The sequence below is a fragment of the Methylobacterium sp. ME121 genome, assembly GCF_000974725.1.
In the GTDB taxonomy this organism is placed as follows: Bacteria; Pseudomonadota; Alphaproteobacteria; order Rhizobiales; family Beijerinckiaceae; genus Methylobacterium; species Methylobacterium radiotolerans.
This window is the reverse complement of sequence record NZ_BBUX01000076.1, coordinates 1-21,442: the sequence shown is the minus strand read 5'-3', so window position 1 is coordinate 21,442 and position 21,442 is coordinate 1. Positions and strand designations below refer to the sequence as shown.

General features: G+C 69.3%; 16 protein-coding genes and 1 tRNA gene. 2 read left to right on the top strand and 15 right to left on the bottom strand.

Annotated features, from left to right (window positions below):
• Positions 1-125: 125 nt before the first annotated feature.
• Positions 126-728 carry an NAD(P)H:quinone oxidoreductase gene (wrbA, locus tag ME121_RS28070; RefSeq protein WP_012320764.1) on the bottom strand — a complete coding sequence of 201 codons (603 nt, stop codon included), beginning with the start codon at positions 726-728 and terminating at the stop codon, positions 126-128.
• Positions 729-861: 133 nt separating this feature from the next.
• On the opposite strand from wrbA, the gene ME121_RS28065 reads away from it, so the two are divergent.
• The gene (locus tag ME121_RS28065; protein WP_012320765.1) at positions 862-1,734 is read left to right on the top strand and encodes a LysR family transcriptional regulator; all 873 of its coding nucleotides are present in this window, start codon (positions 862-864) and stop codon (positions 1,732-1,734) included.
• A 6-nt stretch (positions 1,735-1,740) separates the two neighbouring features.
• Here the strand turns inward: ME121_RS28065 and greA are convergent, their stop codons facing one another.
• Positions 1,741-2,214 carry a transcription elongation factor GreA gene (gene greA / locus ME121_RS28060; protein ID WP_012320766.1) on the bottom strand — a complete coding sequence of 158 codons (474 nt, stop codon included), beginning with the start codon at positions 2,212-2,214 and terminating at the stop codon, positions 1,741-1,743.
• Between the two features lie 127 nt (positions 2,215-2,341).
• Between greA and ME121_RS28055 the strand changes: the two genes are divergently transcribed.
• Positions 2,342-3,151, top strand: a complete 810-nt coding sequence (locus ME121_RS28055; protein ID WP_043074302.1) for a class I SAM-dependent methyltransferase — start codon at positions 2,342-2,344, stop codon at positions 3,149-3,151.
• A 12-nt stretch (positions 3,152-3,163) separates the two neighbouring features.
• Here the strand turns inward: ME121_RS28055 and acuI are convergent, their stop codons facing one another.
• The 13 genes from acuI to ME121_RS27990 form a co-directional block, all read right to left on the bottom strand.
• Positions 3,164-4,150, bottom strand: coding sequence for an acrylyl-CoA reductase (NADPH) (acuI, locus tag ME121_RS28050; RefSeq protein ID WP_012320768.1), 987 nt, complete (start codon positions 4,148-4,150; stop codon positions 3,164-3,166).
• Between the two features lie 73 nt (positions 4,151-4,223).
• On the bottom strand, positions 4,224-4,808 hold the full coding sequence (locus ME121_RS28045) for a hypothetical protein (protein ID WP_024829101.1): 585 nt from the start codon (positions 4,806-4,808) through the stop codon (positions 4,224-4,226).
• A gap of 212 nt (positions 4,809-5,020) precedes the next feature.
• Complete coding sequence (locus ME121_RS28040) at positions 5,021-6,118, bottom strand: cell wall hydrolase (RefSeq protein WP_012320770.1); 1,098 nt, start codon at positions 6,116-6,118, stop codon at positions 5,021-5,023.
• 410 nt (positions 6,119-6,528) lie between these two features.
• Positions 6,529-10,740: a DNA-directed RNA polymerase subunit beta' gene (gene rpoC, locus ME121_RS28035; protein ID WP_012320771.1), complete on the bottom strand. Its 4,212-nt coding sequence runs from the start codon at positions 10,738-10,740 to the stop codon at positions 6,529-6,531.
• Between the two features lie 178 nt (positions 10,741-10,918).
• Positions 10,919-15,043 (bottom strand): DNA-directed RNA polymerase subunit beta, encoded by a 4,125-nt coding sequence (gene rpoB, locus ME121_RS28030; RefSeq protein ID WP_012320772.1) that lies wholly within the window; start codon positions 15,041-15,043, stop codon positions 10,919-10,921.
• 244 nt (positions 15,044-15,287) lie between these two features.
• Positions 15,288-15,665 carry a 50S ribosomal protein L7/L12 gene (gene rplL, locus ME121_RS28025; protein ID WP_012320773.1) on the bottom strand — a complete coding sequence of 126 codons (378 nt, stop codon included), beginning with the start codon at positions 15,663-15,665 and terminating at the stop codon, positions 15,288-15,290.
• Positions 15,666-15,714: 49 nt separating this feature from the next.
• Complete coding sequence (rplJ, locus tag ME121_RS28020) at positions 15,715-16,233, bottom strand: 50S ribosomal protein L10 (protein WP_012320774.1); 519 nt, start codon at positions 16,231-16,233, stop codon at positions 15,715-15,717.
• A gap of 535 nt (positions 16,234-16,768) precedes the next feature.
• The gene (locus tag ME121_RS28015) at positions 16,769-18,412 is read right to left on the bottom strand and encodes a B12-binding domain-containing radical SAM protein (RefSeq protein ID WP_012320775.1); all 1,644 of its coding nucleotides are present in this window, start codon (positions 18,410-18,412) and stop codon (positions 16,769-16,771) included.
• A 301-nt stretch (positions 18,413-18,713) separates the two neighbouring features.
• Positions 18,714-19,412, bottom strand: a complete 699-nt coding sequence (gene rplA, locus ME121_RS28010) for a 50S ribosomal protein L1 (RefSeq protein ID WP_012320776.1) — start codon at positions 19,410-19,412, stop codon at positions 18,714-18,716.
• 11 nt (positions 19,413-19,423) lie between these two features.
• Positions 19,424-19,873: a 50S ribosomal protein L11 gene (rplK, locus tag ME121_RS28005; protein WP_043074305.1), complete on the bottom strand. Its 450-nt coding sequence runs from the start codon at positions 19,871-19,873 to the stop codon at positions 19,424-19,426.
• A 217-nt stretch (positions 19,874-20,090) separates the two neighbouring features.
• Complete coding sequence (gene nusG, locus ME121_RS28000) at positions 20,091-20,624, bottom strand: transcription termination/antitermination protein NusG (protein ID WP_012320778.1); 534 nt, start codon at positions 20,622-20,624, stop codon at positions 20,091-20,093.
• Positions 20,625-20,682: 58 nt separating this feature from the next.
• Entirely contained in the window at positions 20,683-20,979 is a 297-nt protein-coding gene (gene secE, locus ME121_RS27995) for a preprotein translocase subunit SecE (RefSeq protein ID WP_012320779.1), read from the bottom strand.
• A gap of 182 nt (positions 20,980-21,161) precedes the next feature.
• A tRNA-Trp gene (locus ME121_RS27990) sits at positions 21,162-21,238 on the bottom strand.
• Between the last annotated feature and the right edge of the window lie 204 nt (positions 21,239-21,442).

The window sequence follows — 21,442 nt, the reverse complement described above, 5'->3', positions numbered from 1 at the left end:
AAATTTTCGCCGGCAGCGGAACAGAGTTCGGCCTGACCCGTTTACTGATCACGAAGGCCTTCTCAGCCCCCAATGGCCTTTTTCCTTTCAGGCTCGGAGCAATCCGAGCCTTTTTTCTTGGCTCCTCAGTCCCGGGCCAGCTTGGCCGCGATGCCGGCCACGTGGCGCCCCTGGAACCGCGCGCCCTCCAGTTCGACGGCGCTCGGCTGGCGCGACCCGTCGCCGTCCGCGATCGTGCTGGCGCCGTAGGGCGTGTTGCCCTTCACCGCCTCGACGCCCGCCTGTCCCTGGAAGCTGTAGGGCAGGCCGACCACAACCATGCCGTGGTGGAACAGGACCGTGTGGAAGCTCGTCAGCGTCGTCTCCTGGCCGCCGTGCTGCGAGGCCGTGGAGGTGAAGACGGAGCCGACCTTGCCGACCAGCGCGCCCTTCATCCAGAGCCCGCCGGTCTGGTCGATGAACTGCTTCATCTGCGAGGCCATGTTGCCGTACCGGGTCGGCGTGCCGAAGATGATCGCGTCGTAGTCGGCGAGCTCGGCGACGGTCGCGACCGGCGCCGCTTGATCCAGCTTGAAGTGGTTCTGCCGGGCGACCTCCTCCGGCACCAGCTCGGGCACGCGCTTCACGACGACCTCGGCCCCCGTCTCGCGGGCGCCCTCGGCGACGGCGTAGGCCATCTGCTCCACGTGACCGTAAGTCGAGTAGTACAGCACCAGAACCTTCGCCATGTGTGGTCTCTCCTGCCTGTCGGACGTCCGGCCGAATCGTCGGCCGGCGGATGGCCCCTGCATCGCGCATTTGCCGTCTTGCAAGAATGCCCCGACATGCAAGACTAACCTTGCGCAAATGCAAGGATCCGGCGTGGAGCTCGACTGGGACGACTTCCGGTTCGTGAAGGCGGTGGCCGACCGGGGCGGCCTGACCGCGGCGTCGGCCGAGCTCGGCATCAACCACTCGACGGCATTCCGGCGTCTCGCCGCCCTGGAGGCGCGGCTCGGCACGCGCCTGTTCGAGCGGCTGCGCACGGGCTACGTGCCGACCGCGGCCGGGCAGGCGATGGTCGACGCGGCCGGGCGCATCGAGACGGACGTGACGCGGTTCGCCCGCGCGGTGGCGGGACAGGGCGAGACGCCGTCCGGCGAGCTGCGGGTGACCGCACCGGCGGGCTTCGCCGCCGAGCTGCTGATGCCGATGCTGGCGAGCTTCGCGGAGCGCTACCCGGAGATCCGGATCGAGCTCATCCTCGCGGAGGCGACCCTCAACCTCTCCCGGCGCGACGCCGACGTGGCGATCCGGATCAGCCGGGAACCGAGCGAGACCCTGGTCGGGCGTCGACTGGCCCTCACCGCGTGGGCGGTCTACGGCCGCGCCGATCGCGCCTACGGCGACCTGGCCCGGGAGGCCTGGATCAGCCCGGGGCCGCTGGTGGCGGGGGGCTCGCTCACGCGGTTCGTGGAGGCGCGGGCGCCGTCCGACCGTGTCCGCCTGCGGATCAACGCGGTGCCGGGCCTGGAGGCGGCGGTCGAGGCCGGCCTCGGCATCGGCCCGCTCCCCTGCTTCACGGCCGACGTGAACCCGGCGCTGCGCCGCCTGTCCGGGCCGCACCCCGAACTCGGGGCGGACCTCTGGATCCTGACGCATCCGGACCTGCGCCACGCGGCGCGGGTCCGGGCCTTCATGGAGCACGTCGCCGAGGCGCTGCTGCCGCTGCGGGCGCGCTTCGAGGGCCGCTGATCCGGCTCAGCGGATCTCGAGCACCTCGACCTCGTGGCCGTTCACCTCGACCACGTCGCCGATCGTCTTGCCGGTGATCGCCCGGGCGAGGGGCGCCACGTACGAGATCGAGCCCTTGTGCGGGTCGGCCTCGTCCTCGCCGACGATCCGGAAGGTCTGCCGGGTCTCCTTGCCGGACTCGTCCTCGCGGACCACCGTGACGGTGGACCCGAACTGCACGGTGTCGCCGCCCTTGGGCTCCACGAGCTGCGCGGTGTTCTTCCGGGCCGCCCAGTAGCGCAGGTCGCGCCCGATGCGGGAATCCTCCGCCTTGTCGGCGGGATCCAGCGAGGCGACCTCCTTCTCGAGGCGCGCGACCTCGGCCTCGATCTGCGCGAGGCCCTCCGGCGTGACGAAGTTCGTGTGCGGCGAGATCGGCCGATCCGGCAGATTCTCGAACGCTTCCCCACCCTCGGGCTCTTTGACGAATGCGACGCTCATGAAGACGCCAACACGCGAGCTACGGCAAAGGTTCCCGCGACGGGTGCTCGGCCCGCCCGGTGTTTTCGCCGTGGCGCGACCCGGGCACCGCTCGCTAGATTCTCCGGCGATTCACGCGGAGCCAACGATGTCGTCCCTGTCCGCCGCCGAGGTCGTCGCCGCCAACCGCCAGGCCTGGGATGCCTCGGCGCCCCTGCACCGGAGCGACCCGTCGTGGCATCGGCTGACGCAGCACTTCGCGCAGGATCCCGGCTTCTCCTGCTTCGATCCCCCGATGGAGGCGGCCCTGCGGGCGGTCGGGCTCGCCGGGGCCTCGGTCGCGCAACTCTGCTGCAACAACGGCCGGGAGACGGTGTCGCTGATGAATCTCGGCGCCCGGTCGGCGACCGGCTTCGACCAGTCGGAGGCGTTCCTCGCCCAGGCCAGGGACCTCGCCCGCATCGCCGGGCGCGACTGCCGCTTCGTCGCGGGCGACGTGCACGCGATCGACGCGGAGCACGACGGGGCCTACGACCTCGCGGTGATCACCATCGGCGTGCTGGGCTGGATGCCCGACCTGCCGCGCTTCCTCGCCGTGGCGGCGCGCCTCCTGCGGTCGGGCGGCCGGATCCTCATCCACGAGGAGCATCCCGTCGTGAACATGTTCGAGCCGCGGGCGGAGCAGCCGCTCCTGGTCCGGCACTCCTATTTCCGCACGGCGCCGTTCGTGGGCGAGGACGCCATCGTGTACGGGGACGGCCCGGCCCCGCGGGTCGGACCGCATTACTGGTTCGCCCACCCCCTCGGGGCGCTGATCGAGACCCTGATCGGTGCGGGCCTCGCGATCGAGCGGTTCCGGGAGTTTCCGGACAACATCAGCACGACGGCCTGCGACGTGCTCGCCGCCGACCGGCTCCTGCCGATGAGCTACCTGCTGCAGGCCCGGAAAGCCGCCTGACGGGCGCCGGCCCTACGCCACCGTCACCACGGTCCGGCCCCGGACCTTGCCGGCCAGGATCTCGTCGCCGAGCCGGCCGACCTCCTCCAGACGGACCCTGCTGGTCATGGCGGCGAGCTTGCCGAGGTCGAGTTCCCGGGCGAGGCGCGCCCAGGCCTCGCGCCGCTTCTTCTGCGGTGTCGTCACGCTGTTGATGCCGAGCAGCGAGACGCCGCGGAGGATGAAGGGTGCCACCGAGGTCGGCAGGTCCATGCCCTGCGCCAGCCCGCAGGCCGCGACGGCGCCGTCCGCTCGGGTCATGGCGAGGACGTTGGCGAGGGTCGTGGAGCCCACGGCGTCGACGCCCGCGGCCCAGCGCTCCTTGCCCAGCGGCTTTCCGGGCTTGGACAGTTCGGCCCGGTCGAGGATCTCGGCGGCGCCGAGCCCTCTCAGGTAGTCGGACTCGCCGTCCCGGCCGGTGGAGGCGATCACGTGCCAGCCCGCCCGGGCGAGGAGCGCCACCGCGACGGAGCCGACGCCGCCCGAGGCGCCGGTGACGATGACCGGGCCGTGCTCGGGCCTCACGCCGTGGGCGTCCAGCGCCATGCAGCACAGCATCGCCGTGTAGCCGGCGGTGCCCACCGCCATGGCCTGCTCGGCCGTGAGTCCCCGGGGCAGCGGCACCAGCCAGTCGCCCCTGACCCGGGCGCGCTGCGCGTAGGCGCCGAGATGCGTCTCGCCGACGCCCCAGCCGGTGAGCACGACCGCGTCGCCCGGCCGGTACTCCGGATGGTCCGAGGTCTCGACGATGCCCGAGAAGTCGATGCCGGGGATCATCGGGAAGCGGCGCACCACCGGCGACTTGCCGGTGAGCGCGAGGCCGTCCTTGTAGTTCAGGGTCGAGTGCGTCACCCGCACGGTGACGTCGCCGTCCATCAGGTCGGCGTCGTCGAAATCCCTGAAGGCGAGGCTCTGGCCGGCCTCGTTCTTCTCGACCACCCAGGCCTTGAACGTCCCCATCGTCACCTCCCGTGCTGCGCGGTGAGGTGTGGCCGGGCCGCCCGGAATCAAGGCGACGGCGGTCGCTGCCGGCTCAGTATCCCTCGTACCGGCTGCCCGTGTAGAAGCCGAGACCGACGCCGATATCCGACGAACTGGCCCCGGTGATGCCGAGAGCGTCCGGGATCGAGCCGACCAGCGGGCCACCGTAGGCCGCGGGCCGGTAGCCGTAGCCGCCGCCGATCGGCGCCCAGCCGGCCCGGGCGGGCGCCACGAGGACGCGGCGGCTGACGCTGGCGTATTCCGGCGGGATCGTCTCGGGGATCGTCTGCGCCGGGCGGATCAGCACGGTCCGGGTGCGGACGGCGAAGCGCGGCGGCGCGGTCACCCAGCAGCCGATCAGCTCGCCGCCGGGGCCGCGGCTGGTCTGCCAGTAGCGGCCGCCGGGCGAGACCATCACGCGCTCCGACACCGTGTCGTAGACCGGCGGCGTGGTGCGGTAGACCGTGCGGGGCGGACGCACCAGCACGTTCTCCTGCACGGTGTCGTAGACCGGCGGCGTGACGACGCGGCGATAGCATTCGGAGCCGTAGCAGCCGCCGGCCTGGGCGGGTGCAGCGAGGAGCGCGCCGCCGAGGGCGGCGGCGAGGAGAGCGGTGCGAGCGACCGGCGCGGTCATGGGAGTCCTCTGATACGCATTACTACGAGACGCGGCGCGGACGCGGCGCTCGTCTCGACGTACCAGAGGCCAGACTCGTTGCCCGGCGCGCAAGCATTATCGGGAACGAAGGTAAAATTAACCCTTGGTTTCGACTGCTTAGACGTCGCCTACCTAGGTAGGATTGTTCGGATCTTCCACAGTCTCTCTTACGAAGCCGGATCCGGCCGGGGTCAGGTCTGGCCGGCCCGGAGCTGGTAGAAGATGTGCCGGCCGATCACGTCCATCTTGCGCAGGCGGCGGGCCCAGCCCGGGCGCACGTAGTCGGCGTGGTAGTGGGTCGCGGCGCCGACCTCGGCGAGGTAGGTCCGGCCCTCGATCACCGAGCGGGCGATGCGGGTGGCGCTCTCCCAGGCGCCGGCGTCGGTGATGCGCAGGGACTTGCCCTCGCAGGCGAAGGAGAACTGGCAGCCCATGTAGTGGTGCCGGTTCTGGTAGACGACGCCGCAGACGCTCGCCGGGTAGAGGCCGCTCTTCACCCGGTTGAGCACCACCTGGGCGACGGCGGCCTGGCCGGCCTCGGGCTCGCTCCGGGCCTCGAAATAGACCGCCTCCGAGAGGCAGCGCTGCTCCTTGTCGAGGGCGTTCGGGTCGATCAGGTCGGCGTAGCGCCGGCGCGCGTCCTCGGGCACCGGCTGGGCATTGTCCGGGCGCTCGGTGCGGATCGCGAAATCGGGGAGCGCGAGGCTCGCCGCGGCGATCTCGACCGGGATGGCGTCCGCGGGTGCCGGCGTCGTGGAGGACAGCGCGATGGCGCGGGGCACCGGCGGAGTCGAGCCGTCGAAGCGCTCGGGGCCGCCGTCCTCGGTGAGGTCGGCCGTCCCCTCGCCCGTGGAGGCGGCGGTGCCGCTGCCGGTGGTGAGGCCGAGATCCGGCACGGGGACGAAGGCGGCCTCCGGCTCGGACTCCGGATCCCAGACGGCGGAGCCCTGCGTCAGCACGCCGGTGACGCTGCCGGTGACGTCGCCGAAGACCAGGGCGCCGCCGGCCTCGCGCAGGTTGGCCGCCCGGCGGGCGAAGCTCTCGGCCGGCGGCCGGGCGGGGTCGCCCTTGCCGGCCCGCTGCACCACCGGGAAGACGTGCGCGCCGGTCTTGAAGACGGCCTGCGGCGGCTCGTCCCCGAGGCGGCGGAGCGCCGATCCGATCAGCACGGTGCCGGGCGGCAGCGGCGGGACCGTGCCGGCGTCGATCACGCCGAGCCGGCTCGCCCCGATGGCGTTCTCCGTGCCGGCGTCGGCGGTGAACGACACCAGGAGGCCCAGCCCGACCATCCAGGGCGTCAGGGCCGCCGAGAGCCAGCGCAGGCTCGATTCCCGTCCTCGTCTCGTGCCCACGACGCCAGACCCGCACTCACGCACCCGAACCGGCCCGATCCTCCCCGTTTCCAGGGTGTTTCTGCGGCCGCACGGGATTTATCGCGCGGTATGGTTGAGCCGCCGTTAAGGCCGCACGGTTGCGGGTGTCTCGATCCGCGCTCGGGTTGGCGGCTGCCGTCGACGCGGCCCTCACCGTCACCCTGGGCGGAGCGATGGGGCCCAGGGCAGCGGGACGTCGGGACTCGCGGTGCCGCCCTGGATCGCTTCGCGGCGCCCGCAAAGTCGGCCGCGCCGAGAAAGGCGCGCCACAAAAGGAAAGGGCGGCCCGCAGGCCGCCCTCTCTCGTCTCAGTCCGACCCGTGATCTTACTCGGCAGCGGCCGGCGGAAGCTCCTCGACCGGCATCGCGCCGCTCTCGGCCTGCTTCTGCTGCAGGATCATCGCGTCGCGGCGGCGGGCGATGGAGCGGATGTCCGCCACCATCGAGCCCGTGCCGGCCGGGATGAGCGAGCCGACGATGACGTTCTCCTTCAGGCCTTCCAGCGTGTCGACCTTTCCGTTGACCGCCGCCTCGGTGAGGACGCGGGTGGTCTCCTGGAACGAGGCCGCCGAGATGAACGACTTCGTCTGCAGCGAAGCCTTGGTGATGCCGAGCAGGACCGGGACGCCCTGGATCGGCTTCTTGCCCTCGGCGAGCAGCTTCTCGTTGTAGTCGGTCAGCTCCGTGCGATCGATCTGGTCGCCCGAGAGGATGTCCGAGTCGCCGCCGTCGGTCACCTCGACCTTCTGCAGCATCTGACGGACGATCACCTCGATGTGCTTGTCGTTGATCGACACGCCCTGCAGCCGGTAGACCTCCTGGATCTCGTTGACGAGGTAGGCCGCGAGTTCCTCCACGCCCTTGATCGCCAGGATGTCGTGCGGCGCCGGGTTGCCGTCGACGATGTAATCGCCGAGCTCGACCACGTCGCCGTCCTGCAGGTGGATGTGCTTGCCCTTCGGGATCAGGTACTCGACCGCCTCCGAGCCGTCATGCGGCGTCAGCGTGAGCCGACGCTTGTTCTTGTAGTCGCGGCCGAACGCGATGGTCCCCGACTTCTCGGCGATGATCGCCGCGTCCTTCGGGCGCCGCGCCTCGAACAGCTCCGCCACCCGCGGCAGACCGCCGGTGATGTCGCGGGTCTTGGCCGAGTCGGTCGAGACGCGGGCGAGGATGTCGCCGGCCTTGACCGTCGCGCCCGGGTCGAAGCCGATGATGGCGTCGACCGGCAGGAAGTAGCGGGCGTCCGAGCCGCGCGGCAGCTTGAGCGCCTTGCCGTCCCGGTCGACCACGACCATCGCGGGCTTCAGGTCCGAGGTCCGGGCCGAGCCGCGCCAGTCGACGACGACGCGCTTGGCGATGCCGGTCGACTCGTCGGTGGTCTCGGTCATGGACTGGCCGTCGACCAGATCCTCGTAGGCCACGATGCCGTCCACCTCGGTGAGGATCGGACGGGTGTAGGGATCCCACTCGGCGATCCGCTGCCCGCGCTTGATCTTGTCACCCTCGTCGACCCGGAGCTTGGCGCCGTACTGCAGGCGGTGAACCGCCCGCTCGACCCCGTCCGACCCGACGATGACGACCGCCACGTTGCGGCCGGTGGCGATCAGATCCCCGTCCGTGTTCTTGGCCACGGCCCGGTTGCGGATCTTGATCGTGCCCTCGAAGCTCGACTCGATGAAGGACGAGTCGGCGATCTGGGCCGCACCACCGATGTGGAAGGTGCGCATCGTGAGCTGCGTGCCCGGCTCGCCGATCGACTGCGCCGCGATGACGCCGACGGCCTCGCCCATGTTGACGGGCGTGCCGCGGGCGAGGTCGCGCCCGTAGCAGGTGGCGCAGACGCCGCTCTTGGTGGCGCAGACCAGCACCGAGCGGATCTTCACCTCCTGGATGCCGGCGGCGTTGATCGCCGGCAGGTGCCGCTCCTCGATGGTCTCGCCGGTCTTGACGATCACCGTGCCGTCGGCGGCCACCAGATCCTCCGCCGTGGCGCGGCCGAGGATGCGGGTGGCGAGCGTCGCCACGACCTGGCCGGCATCCACGATGGCGCGCATCTTGATGCCGCTCGTCGTGCCGCAATCCACCTCGCGGATGACCGCGTCCTGCGCCACGTCGACGAGGCGGCGGGTCAGGTAGCCGGAGTTGGCGGTCTTCAGCGCGGTGTCGGCGAGGCCCTTACGGGCACCGTGCGTGGAGTTGAAGTACTCCAGCACGTCCAGGCCTTCCTTGAAGTTCGAGATGATCGGGGTCTCGATGATCTCGCCCGACGGCTTGGCCATGAGGCCGCGCATCGCCGCGAGCTGCTTCATCTGGGCAGGCGAGCCACGGGCACCCGAGTGGCTCATCATGTAGATCGAGTTGACCTGCTTGTCCGCACCCTTCTCGTCCTTCTGGACGCTGGAGATGCGGCCCATCATCTCGGCGGCCAGCTTGTCCGAGCACTTGGCCCAGGCATCGACCACCTTGTTGTACTTCTCGCCCTGGGTGATCAGGCCGTCGTTGTACTGCTGCTCGTAATCCTTCACGAGCGCGCGGGTCGTGTCGACGATCGACCACTTGTTCTCCGGCACGACCATGTCGTCCTTGCCGAACGAAATGCCGGCCTTGAACGCGTGGTTGAAGCCGAGCGCCATGATCCGGTCACAGAAGATCACCGACTCCTTCTGACCGCAGTGGCGGTAGACGGTGTCGATCATCGCCGAGATCTCCTTCTTGGTCATCAGCTTGTTGACGACGTCGAAGGGCACCTTGGCGTGCTTCGGCAGGGCGCCGGAGAGGATCACGCGGCCGGGGGTGGTCTCGTAGGTCTTGGTCAGGGGCTCGCCGTCCGGGCCGATGCCGGTCCAGCGCCACTTGATCTTCGAGTGCAGCGACACGGCCTTGGCGGCCAGGGCGTGCTCGAGCTCGCCCATGTCGCCGTAGACGCCCTGCATCGGGTTCTTGGCGTTGTCGGGCTTGTACTCGCCCGGCGCGCCCTCGGCCACGATCGACAGGTAGTAGAGGCCGAGCACGATGTCCTGCGACGGCACGATGATCGGCTGACCGTTGGCCGGGTGCAGGATGTTGTTGGTCGACATCATCAGGACGCGCGCTTCCAGCTGCGCCTCGAGCGACAGCGGGACGTGCACGGCCATCTGGTCGCCGTCGAAGTCGGCGTTGAACGCGGCGCAGACCAGCGGGTGCAGCTGGATCGCCTTGCCCTCGATCAGCTTCGGCTCGAAGGCCTGGATGCCGAGGCGGTGCAGCGTCGGCGCGCGGTTCAGCATCACCGGGTGCTCGCGGATCACCTCATCGAGGATGTCCCAGACCTCCGGCTTCTCCTTCTCGACGAGCTTCTTGGCCTGCTTGACGGTGGCCGAGAACCCCTTGGCGTCGAGGCGCGCGTAGATGAACGGCTTGAACAGCTCCAGCGCCATCTTCTTGGGCAGGCCGCACTGGTGCAGCTTCAGCTCCGGGCCGACCACGATGACCGAGCGGCCCGAGTAGTCGACGCGCTTGCCGAGCAGGTTCTGGCGGAACCGGCCCTGCTTGCCCTTCAGCATGTCGGCGAGCGACTTCAGCGGGCGCTTGTTGGCGCCCGTGATGACGCGGCCGCGGCGGCCGTTGTCGAACAGGGCGTCGACCGCCTCCTGCAGCATCCGCTTCTCGTTGCGGATGATGATGTCGGGCGCGCGCAGCTCGATCAGCCGCTTCAGGCGGTTGTTGCGGTTGATGACGCGGCGGTACAGGTCGTTCAGGTCGGAGGTCGCGAAGCGGCCGCCGTCCAGCGGGACCAGCGGGCGCAGGTCCGGCGGGATCACCGGCACGACCGTGAGGATCATCCATTCCGGCTTGTTGCCGGACATCTGGAAGGCCTCGATGATCTTGAGCCGCTTCAGGAGCTTCTTGGGCTTCAGCTCCGAGGTGGTGACCGCGATCTCCTCGCGCAGGTCGTTGGCGATCTTGTCGAGGTCGAGCTCCTGCAGGATGCGCCGGATGGCCTCGGCGCCGATCATGGCCGTGAAGCTGTCCTCGCCGTACTCCTCCTGCGCGCGCAGGTACTCCTCCTCCGACAGGAGCTGACGCTCCTTCAGGGGGGTGAGGCCCGGCTCGATGACGCAGTACGACTCGAAGTACAGGATCCGCTCGAGGTCCTTGAGCGCCATGTCGAGCAGCAGGCCGATGCGGCTCGGCAGCGACTTCAGGAACCAGATGTGCGCGACGGGGGCGGCCAGCTCGATGTGGCCCATGCGGTCGCGCCGGACGCGCGCGAGGGTGACCTCGACGCCGCACTTCTCGCAGATGACGCCCTTGTACTTCATGCGCTTGTACTTGCCGCACAAGCACTCGTAGTCCTTGATCGGTCCGAAGATGCGCGCGCAGAACAGGCCGTCGCGCTCGGGCTTGAAGGTCCGGTAGTTGATGGTCTCGGGCTTCTTGATCTCGCCGTACGACCAGGAGAGGATCTTCTCCGGGGACGAGATCGAGATCTTGATCTGGTCGAAGCTGACCGGCTGGGCCTGCTGGTTGAAAAGGTTCATGACCTCTTGGTTCATGATCCGCTCCTTGTTGACGCCGGCAGCCCCGCGCCGGGCCACCGCGTCCTGAAAAAGATCCGGCGCCGCGCCCCGCGCGGGCGCTGCTCACCGTCGTCCAACCTCGGAAGGCCCCTCCCCTTCCCGCTCGACCGTGGCGGCGGAGATCCGCCGCCACGGGAGGTGTGGTTCTCTTGGCTTACTCGGCCGCGTCCGCCGGCGGCTCCAGCTGGTCGTTGGCCGCCTTCTTGGAGGAGGTGAGCTCGACGTTGAGGCCGAGCGAGCGCATCTCCTTGACGAGCACGTTGAACGACTCGGGGATGCCGGCCTCGAACGTGTCGTCGCCGCGGACGATCGCCTCGTAGACCTTGGTGCGGCCGGCCACGTCGTCCGACTTCACCGTGAGCATCTCCTGCAGCGTGTAGGCCGCGCCGTAGGCCTCGAGCGCCCAGACCTCCATCTCGCCGAAGCGCTGGCCGCCGAACTGCGCCTTGCCGCCCAGCGGCTGCTGGGTGACGAGCGAGTACGGGCCGATCGAGCGCGCGTGGATCTTGTCGTCCACGAGGTGGTGGAGCTTCAGCATGTAGATGTAGCCCATGGTGACCTTGCGGTCGAAGGGCTCGCCGGTGCGCCCGTCGTAGAGCGTCGACTGCGCCGAGCGGTCCAGCCCGGCCATCTCCAGCATCTGCTCGATGTCGGCCTCCTTGGCGCCGTTGAAGACCGGGGTGGCCATCGGCACGCCGCGGCGGACGTTGTTGCCGGCCTCGGCCAGCTCCTCGTCCGTCAGGCCGTCGAGCTCGCCGGGGGAGTAGATCGCCTTCATCTCCTCCCGCAGCGGCGCGATGTCCTGGGTCTTCAGATAGGCATCCACCGCCTTCGACACCTTGCGACCCAGGCCCGCAGCCGCCCAGCCCAGGTGCGTCTCCAGGATCTGCCCGACGTTCATGCGCGAGGGCACGCCCAGCGGGTTGAGCACGATGTCGGCGTGCGTCCCGTCCTCCAGGAACGGCATGTCCTCGATCGGCACGATCCGCGACACGACACCCTTGTTGCCGTGACGGCCGGCCATCTTGTCGCCCGGCTGGATCTTGCGCTTCACCGCCACGAAGACCTTGACCATCTTCATGACGCCGGGGGGCAGCTCGTCGCCGCGCTGCAGCTTCTCGACCTTGTCGAGGAAGCGCTGCTCAAGGCGCTTCTTCGACTCGTCGTACTGCTTCTGCATCGCCTCCATCTCGGTCATGAGACGGTCGTCGATGACGGCGAACTGCCACCACTGCGAGCGCGGGTAGTCGTTGATCAGCTCGCGGGTGAGCGTGGTGTCCTTCTTGAAGCCCTTCGGGCCGGCCACCGGCGCCTGACCGATCAGCACGTCCGCCAAGCGGGCGTAGGTGTTGCGGTCGAGGATCGCCTGCTCGTCGTCGCGGTCCTTGGCGAGCCGCTCGATCTCCTCGCGCTCGATCGCCTGGGCGCGCTCGTCCTTGTCGACGCCGTGGCGGTTGAACACCCGGACCTCGACGATCGTGCCGGTGACGCCCGGCGGCACCCGCAGCGAGGTGTCGCGCACGTCCGAGGCCTTCTCGCCGAAGATGGCGCGGAGCAGCTTCTCCTCCGGCGTCATCGGGCTCTCGCCCTTCGGGGTGATCTTGCCGACGAGGATGTCGCCGGCATTCACCTCGGCACCGATGTAGACGATGCCGGCCTCGTCGAGGTTCTTGAGCGCCTCCTCGGAGACGTTCGGGATGTCGCGGGTGATCTCCTCCGGCCCGAGCTTGGTGTCGCGGGCCATCACCTCGAACTCCTCGATGTGGATCGAGGTGAACACGTCATCCTTCACGATCCGCTCGGAGAGCAGGATCGAGTCCTCGAAGTTGTAGCCGTTCCACGGCATGAACGCGACGAGCACGTTCCGGCCGAGCGCCAGCTCGCCGAACTCGGTCGAGGGACCGTCGGCGATGATCTCGCCCTTCTTCACGAACTCGCCGACGCGGACCAGCGGCTTCTGCGTGATGCAGGTCGACTGGTTGGAGCGCTGGAACTTCTGCAGGCGGTAGATGTCGACGCCGGGCTTGTTGGCGTCGGCCTCCTCGGTGGCGCGGATGACGATACGGGTGGCGTCCACCTGATCGATGATGCCGGCCCGGCGGGCCGCGATGGCGGCGCCGGAATCCCGGGCGACCACCGCCTCCATGCCGGTGCCCACGAACGGGGCGTCGGCGCGGACCAGCGGCACCGCCTGGCGCTGCATGTTCGAGCCCATGAGCGCGCGGTTGGCGTCGTCGTTCTCGAGGAACGGGATCAGCGCCGCGGCCACCGATACGAGCTGCTTCGGCGACACGTCCATGAGGTCGACGCGCTCGGGACCCACGACGATCACCTCGCCGGCCCGGCGGCAGACCACGAGGTCCTCCGTGAGCTTGCGGTTCTCGTCCATCTGGGCGTTCGCCTGGGCGACGTAGTACTTCGCCTCCTCCATGGCCGAGAGGTAGGCGACCTCGTCGGTGACCACGCCGTCGCGCACGCGGCGGAACGGGGTCTCGATGAAGCCGTACTTGTTCACCCGCGCGAAGGTCGCGAGCGAGTTGATCAGGCCGATGTTCGGGCCTTCCGGCGTCTCGATCGGGCAGATGCGGCCGTAGTGCGTCGGGTGCACGTCGCGCACCTCGAAGCCGGCGCGCTCGCGGGTCAGACCGCCCGGGCCGAGGGCCGAGAGGCGGCGCTTGTGCGTCACCTCGGAGAGCGGGTTGGTCTGGTCCATGAACTGCGACAGCTGCGACGAGCCGAAGAACTCGCGCACGGCCGCGGCCGCCGGCTTCGCGTTGATCAGGTCCTGCGGCATGACCGTGTCAATATCGACCTGGCTCATGCGCTCGCGGATGGCGCGCTCCATGCGCAGGAGGCCCAGGCGGTACTGGTTCTCCATGAGCTCGCCCACCGAGCGGACGCGGCGGTTGCCGAGGTGGTCGATGTCATCGACCTCGCCCTTGCCGTCGCGCAGCTCCACGAGCGCCTTGACCACCGCCAGCATGTCCTCCTTGCGCAGCGTGCGCACGGTGTCGGCGGCGTCGAGGTCGAGACGCATGTTCATCTTCACGCGGCCGACCGCCGAGAGGTCGTAGCGCTCGGAATCGAAGAACAGCGAGTGGAACATCGCCTCGGCGGTCTCGAGGGTCGGCGGCTCGCCCGGGCGCATGACCCGGTAGATGTCGAACAGCGCGCCCTCGCGGTTGGAATTCTTGTCCACCGCCAGCGTGTTGCGGATGTACGGGCCGATGTTGACGTGGTCGATGTCGAGCACCGGCAGCTCGGTGATCCCGACCTCCTCCAGGCTCTTCAGGAGCTTGTCGGTGACCTCCTCGCCGGCCTCGGCCCAGATCTCACCGGTCTGGGCGTTGACGAGGTCCTCGGCGACGTACTGGCCGACGAGATCCTCGTCGGTCGCCTTGAGGAACTTGGTGCCCTTCTCGGTGATCTGGCGGGCGTTGCGGGCGTTGAGCTTCTTGCCGGCCTCGAGCACGACCTCGCCGGAATCGGCGTCGATCAGGTCGACGGTCGCCTTCATGCCCTTCATGCGCTCGGCGTCGAACGGCACGCGCCAGTCGGCGCCGTCCCGGTCGTAGACGACCTTGTTGTAGAAGGTCGACAGGATCTCCTCGCCGTCGAGGCCGAGCGCGTAGAGCAGCGACGTCGCCGGCAGCTTGCGCTTCCGGTCGATGCGGACGTGCACGATGTCCTTGGCGTCGAACTCGACGTCGAGCCAGGAGCCCCGGTACGGGATGATGCGGGCGGCGAACAGGAGCTTGCCCGAGGAGTGGGTCTTGCCCTTGTCGTGGTCGAAGAACACGCCCGGCGAGCGGTGCATCTGCGAGACGATGACGCGCTCGGTGCCGTTGACGATGAAGGTGCCGTTCTCCGTCATCAGGGGCATGTCGCCCATGTAGACGTCCTGCTCCTTGATGTCCTTGACCGACTTGGCCTGGGTGTCGGGATCGACATCGAACACGATGAGGCGCAGCGTGACCTTCAGCGGCGCCGCGAAGGTGATGCCGCGCTGGCGGCACTCGTCCACGTCGTACTTGGGCGCCTCGAAGGTGTAGCGCACGAACTCCAGCAGCGCCGTGGAGGCGAAGTCGGAGATCGGGAACACCGACTTGAACACGCTCTGCAGCCCCTCGTCGGCGCGCCCGCCCTCGGGCTCGTCGACCATCAGGAACTGGTCGTAGGACGCCTTCTGAACCTCGATGAGGTTCGGCATCTCGGCAACTTCCTTGATCTTGCCGAAGAACTTCCGAATGCGCTTGCGACCGACCAGCGTGTTGGCCATGTGACCTCGCTCCTACCCGCGTGCCTCGCGCCCGGGGAAGCGTTCCCGAAAGGGACCTCCCGCACCGGGCCGTGACGCGCGCCCCGCCGAGCCGCGCCACCGATCCGAATCTCTTGCCGGTCCCTCGCGGGACCATCCGCCGAAGCGGCCTAAAGCCCGCGGGCGCTGACCCGCGGGCTCCGGTCACGACAGGCTCGCGCGGAGCCTCCGTGGGGTGATGGGCCGGGACCGGCCCATCGTCGACTTACTTGAGCTCGATCTTGGCGCCGGCCTTCTCGAGCTGGGCCTTGAGCTTCTCGGCCTCGTCCTTGGCGACGCCTTCCTTGACCGGCTTCGGCGCGCCCTCGACCAGGTCCTTGGCCTCCTTGAGGCCGAGGCCGGTGATCGCGCGGACCTCCTTGATGACCTCGATCTTCTTGTCGCCCGCGGAGGCGAGGACGACCGTGAACTCGGTCTGCTCCTCGACGGCGGCGGCGGCACCACCGGCGGCCGGGCCGGCGGCGACGGCGACGGCAGCGGCCGCCGAGACGCCCCACTTCTCCTCGAGCATCTTGGCCAGGTCAGCGGCCTCGAGCACGGTCAGCGAGGACAGGTCGTCGACGAGCTTGGCGAGATCAGCCATTTTGAATTCCTCTCAGATATCGGTTTGAACGGATGGATTTTGAAGGGCCTCAGGCGGCCTCGTCCTTCTTGGCATAGGCCCCGAACACGCGGGCGAGCTTGGAAGCCGGCGCGTTGACGACCTGAGCGATCTTGGTCGCGGGCGCCTGCACGAGGCCCACGATCTTGGCGCGCAGTTCGTCGAGGGACGGGAGCGAGGCGAGCGCCTTCACGCCGTCCGGGTTCAGGGCGGTCTTCCCCATCGCGCCGCCGAGGATCACGAGCTTGTCGTTAGCCTTGGCGAAATCGACCGCGACCTTCGCGGCAGCGACCGGATCGCCGGAATAGGCGAGCAGGGTCGGGCCCTTCAGGAGCGGCTTGATGGAGGCGACGTCCGTGCCATCGAGTGCGATGCCGGCGAGGCTGTTCTTGGCGACCTTCACGGTGGCGCCGGCCTGCTTCATCTGCGCGCGCAGCTTCTGCATGTCGGCGACCGTGAGGCCCTTGTAGTGGGCCACGACGACGACGGCGCTCTCATTGAACACGCCGTTGAGCGTCGAGACGAGATCAGCTTTAGCTGTCCGGTCCACTGGGCTCTCTCCGGTTGGCGGAACCCGGTCTCGGGTCCGCCGGTTGCACATGCCGCCCGGACGTGGTCTCGGCCTTAAGGAAGACCGGGAACGTCCGAACGACGCTTCGCGGCCCTGTCCCCGCGCGCACCCTTCCGGGCCGCCTCGGGCGAGTTGGTTCAAACCGACACCCCTCCGCGGCCGGGGCCGGGCGAGGCTTTACGAATTCGGTCTTCCCCGTCTGTGCAGGCTGGCGGATTAAGCCGGCGAACCGGCACCTGCAGTCTCGGACAGGACATGGCCGGACAAGGCTCCGCGGGGCTCGTCGCCCCTGGGATCCTTCCGGCCAGTGCCACCCGGTTGCCCGGGCGACATTTCGAGCGGAAACCGGCCGATCGGCCGTTCTCCTTCCGTGAGGATGAAATGCGTGAGGCGCGGTGTATAGAGCCTAGCAAGCCGCCTGCCAAGGGCCGGAACGCGACTTTTCCGCCGCAGGCAAGGACTTGCTCGGGAGCCCTGCCGCTGCTGCATCGCTCCGACGGGCCCGGGACCCGGGCTACGCCGCCTCGCGCTCCGGCACGAGCTTGCGCCGCGCCGCCTCCCACCAGCTCCGGTCGCGGGCGGCCTTCGCCTCGGCGGCCTTCGCGGCGTAGAACGAGGCGTTGTGCTCGCCGCGCAGGGCCTCGCGGGTGAAGCGGATCAGGTGGTGGGCCACGAAGCCCATGTTGAACACCGCCTCGATCTGCCCGCGCTTCAGCGCGTAGCCGGCCGCGCTCCAGAACGGCTTGCGGTAGTCGGAGAAGATCCCGACCCGGGTGATGATGTTGAAGCCCAGGATCAGGCCGCGGCGCAGGTTGGTGAAGGTCAGCTTGCCGGCCGTCGGCGTGGTGATCCGGTTCGGGTAGGTCACCGCGCACTGGTGCTTGAACCGCTCGAAGATCTTCTCGGGCTCGTAGGCGTGCGCGATCGCCCGGCGCCAGCTGCTCACCACCGAATCGTGGGGCCGCTTGAACAGCACGTTCGACTCGAGGCTGGCGTCGTGCAGCAGCCGACCCTCGCGCTCCAGCCGGTCCCAGAGCGGGGTCTTGGGCAGCGCCTGGAGCAGGTTGATGGTCAGGACAGGGATGGCCGAGCGGTCGATGAAGTCGATCAGGTTCTGCTCGGACTTGTCGGTGTCGGAGTCGAGACCGAGGATGATGCCGGAGGTCACCTCCAGGCCGTAGGAATTGAGGGTCTCGATCGCCTCGTACATCGGCACGGCGGCGTTGTGGGTCTTGTCGATGCCCTTGAGCGCCTCCGCCTCCGGCGTCTCGATGCCGACGAACACCGTCATGAAGTTGGCCTGCCGCATCAGCTCGAGGATCTCGGGCTGCTTGGCCATGTTCAGCGTCGCCTCGCAGGCGAACTGGAGCGGGTAGTTGTTCTTCTTCTGCCACGCGACGAGGTGCGGCAGCATCTCGCGCGTCGCCTTGCGGTTGCCGATGAAATTGTCGTCGACGAAGTAGACCACCGCCGGATGGCCCGGCTGGCTGACGATGGCGTCGAGCTCGGCGCACATCTGCTCGGGACTCTTCAGGCGGGGCTGGCGGCCGTAGAGCTGCGGGATGTCGCAGAACTCGCAGCGGTAGGGGCAGCCCGAGGAGAACTGCAGCGAGCCGATCAGGTAGCGCTTGAGCGGCGCGTGCTCGTAGGCCGGGGCCGGGAAGTCGGCGAGCGCGAGGCGGTCCTTCGTCTCCAGCACCACTTGGTCGGGCGGCGGGGTGACGTCGCCGTCGAGGCGCGCGACGAGCTGGTCGGTGGCGTCGCCGATCTCGCCGATATGGAGGTAGTCGAAGTCGCCGTACTTCTCCGGGGCGCCCGAGACCGAGGGGCCGCCCAGCACCGTGACCTTGCCGGCGGCGCGGGCGCGGTCGCGGATGTCGTGGATCTGCGGCTCCTGGATGTGCATCCCGGAGACGAAGACCGCGTCGGCCCAGGCGAAGTCGGCCGGGCCGGCGCGGCGGATATTCTCATCGATGAACCGGCATTCCCACGCCTCGGGCATGTAGGCCGCGATCAGCAGCAGCCCCTGCGGCGGCATGAACGCCTTCACCCCGCCCATCAGCGGGTAGGCGTGGGAGAATGTCCCGAAGGACGGCGTGTAGGCGGGAAAGACGCACAGGATGCGTCGCTTGGAGGTGACCGTCAGGGTGCATCGCATGGCGCCCTATCTAGCACAGCCGCGGCCGTTGGCGCCCCCCTCGGCGGTTAAGAATGGCGTGAGGAGCGCGGGCCCGGTGGCGGCCGCCGCGGCTTGTCTTCCTGCCGAGGCCCGGGCCGTATCGCGCCGGCGCCCTTCGTACCCGCGACGGGGATACGCGCGGTGCGACACCGCCCCGCTCCGGGGCGGCGGGGAGGGTCTCGGCGGGACCCGCTCCGGGATCCGGTGCGAGCCCCCCACGACGGAGAACGCCCGGCCGTTCCCGGCCGGGCGCTCCGCAGCGTGGACGCTGTGCCTCGCCTCAGGCGGTCAGAACCGTGTTCGGCTCGACCTTCACGCCCGGGCCCATCGTCGAGGTGACGGCGATGCGCTGGACGTAGGTGCCCTTGGCGCCCGCGGGCTTCGCCTTGGCGACGGCGTCCGCGAAGGCCTTGATGTTCTCGACGAGCTTGTCGGCGTCGAACGAGACCTTGCCGACGCCGGCGTGGACGATGCCGGCCTTCTCGACGCGGAACTCGACCGAGCCGCCCTTGGCGCCGGCGACGGCGCCCTTCACGTCCATGGTGACGGTGCCGACCTTCGGGTTCGGCATCAGGCCGCGCGGGCCCAGCACCTTACCGAGACGGCCGACCAGCGGCATCATGTCGGGGGTCGCGATGCAGCGATCGAACTCGATCTTGCCGCCCTGCACGATCTCGAGGAGATCCTCGGCACCGACGATGTCGGCACCGGCCGCGCGGGCGTCGTCCGCCTTCGCGCCGCGGGCGAAGACCGCCACGCGCACCGTCCGGCCGGAGCCGTTCGGCAGGTTGCAGACGCCGCGGACCATCTGGTCGGCGTGGCGGGGATCGACGCCGAGGTTCATCGAGACCTCGACGGTCTCGTCGAACTTCGCGGTCGCCCGCTCCTTCACCAGCTTGATCGCCTCGTCGAGGGCGTAGAGCTTGGTCGCCTCGATGCCCTCGCGGGCGGCGCGGATGCGCTTGCCTTCCTTAGCCATGCTGCCCTCCCTTACGCGACGACTTCGAGGCCCATGGCCCGCGCGGAGCCACGGATCATCGCGACGGCCGAGTCGACCGTGTCGCAGTTGAGGTCGGGCATCTTCTTCTCGGCGATCTCGCGGAGCTGCGCTTCCGAGATCTTGCCGACCGTCGGGCCCTTGCCCGGGGTCTTGGAGCCGGAGGCCGGCTTCTTGCCGAGCTTCAGGCCGGCGGCCTTCTTCAGGAAGAAGGTGACCGGGGGCTGCTTCATCTCGAAGGTGAAGGAGCGGTCCTGATACGCGGTGATGATCACCGGGATCGGGGTGCCCTTCTCCATCTGCGCGGTCTTCGCGTTGAAGGCCTTGCAGAATTCCATGATGTTGAGGCCGCGCTGACCGAGCGCGGGGCCGATCGGCGGCGACGGGTTGGCGGCGCCGGCCGGGACCTGAAGCTTCACGTAGCCCGTGATCTTCTTCGCCATGGGACTGCTCCCAATGAGAATCCGCCCCCACGCGGCCTGAAGCGCGGCGGGTCGGACGGTTGCAGGTCGCGGTGCGAGCCGTGGATCCCGGAGGCGAAGCCGGGCGGTTCTCCCGCGGATGGTGCCGCATCCTCACCGGGATGCGGCGGTTTCGCGGCCGCCGCGGGGCGACGGCCGGAACGGGCGGGCGGCCGGAGAGCCGCCGCGATCAGGAGGCTCAGGCCTTCTCGACCTGGGCGTATTCGAGCTCGACCGGCGTGGCGCGGCCGAAGATCGACACCGCCACCTTGAGGCGGGAGCGGGCGTCGTCGATCTCCTCGACGGTGCCGTTGAAGCTGGCGAACGGGCCGTCGGCGACACGGACGGTCTCGCCGATCTCGAAGGAGATCGAGGGCTTCGGCCGGTCGACGCCCTCGGCGACCTGGCCCTTGATCCGCTCGGCCTCGGCGTCCGGGATCGGCACCGGCTTCGACTTGTCGGCGCCGAGGAAGCCCGTGACCTTCGGGGTGTTCTTGATCAGGTGGTAGACCTCGTCGGTGAGGTCGCACTTCACCAGCACGTAGCCGGGGAAGAACTTGCGCTCGGCGTCGACCTTCCGGCCGCGGCGCACCTCCACGACCTTCTCGGTCGGGACCATCACCTCGTCGAACAGCTCGGTCAGCCCGCGCTGGGCCGCCTGGTCCTTGATGGACTGGGCGACCTTGTTCTCGAAGTTCGAGTAGGCGTGTACGATGTACCAGCGCTTCGACACGGTTCCGTTCAACTCCGACAAGTCCCCGGGGTCACCCCCGTTCGGCGGCGAGCCGCCCTCAGACGCCCAGGATCAGGCCGACCACGAAGCGCAGGGCCTGGTCCACGACCGTGAAGAACAGGCTCGCGGCCACGACCATGACGAACACCATGATCGTCGTGATCGTGGTCTCCCGGCGGGTCGGCCACGTGACCTTGCGGGCCTCGTCGCGCACCTGGGCGAAGAACTCGCCCGGCGTGGCGCGCTTCTGCGGCGCGCGGGCGGGGGTCGCGGGCCGGGCGGGCGGCGGATTCGCGGGACCGCGGGCCGCGCCGCGCACCAGATCCACCTTCTTGGTCGCTTCGTTCGATGCCATGGCGCCAGTATCTGTGCGTGTTCGGCCCCGAGGCAGAGACCGCATCCGGGAATGCGAACGTCGGCGCCGAGGACCCGGATGGGCCCGCACCGACGGTCGCTTCAGATCTCGGATTGCGCCCGCTCTAGCGCAACTCCCCCGGCTTGTCGACCGGGCCACCGCGCGGGATCGGGCTGAATGTCTGGCAGGAGTGGAGGGACTCGAACCCGCAACCTCCGGTTTTGGAGACCGGCGCTCTGACCAGTTGAGCTACACTCCTAGCGCACCGCCCAATGCCCCATCGCGGCGCGGCTTGCAAGGGGTCGCGCGCGGGAAGTGGCCGGGAAGGGGGCGGGGAGCGGCAGGGAAGCGGCCGGGAAGCGACGCCGATCGGCTCTGCCCCCCGAAACGACGACGCCGGCCCCCGTCGAGACGGGGACCGGCGCCGGAGAGGCGGGGCGGCGCGCGCCGCCCCGGCAGCGGG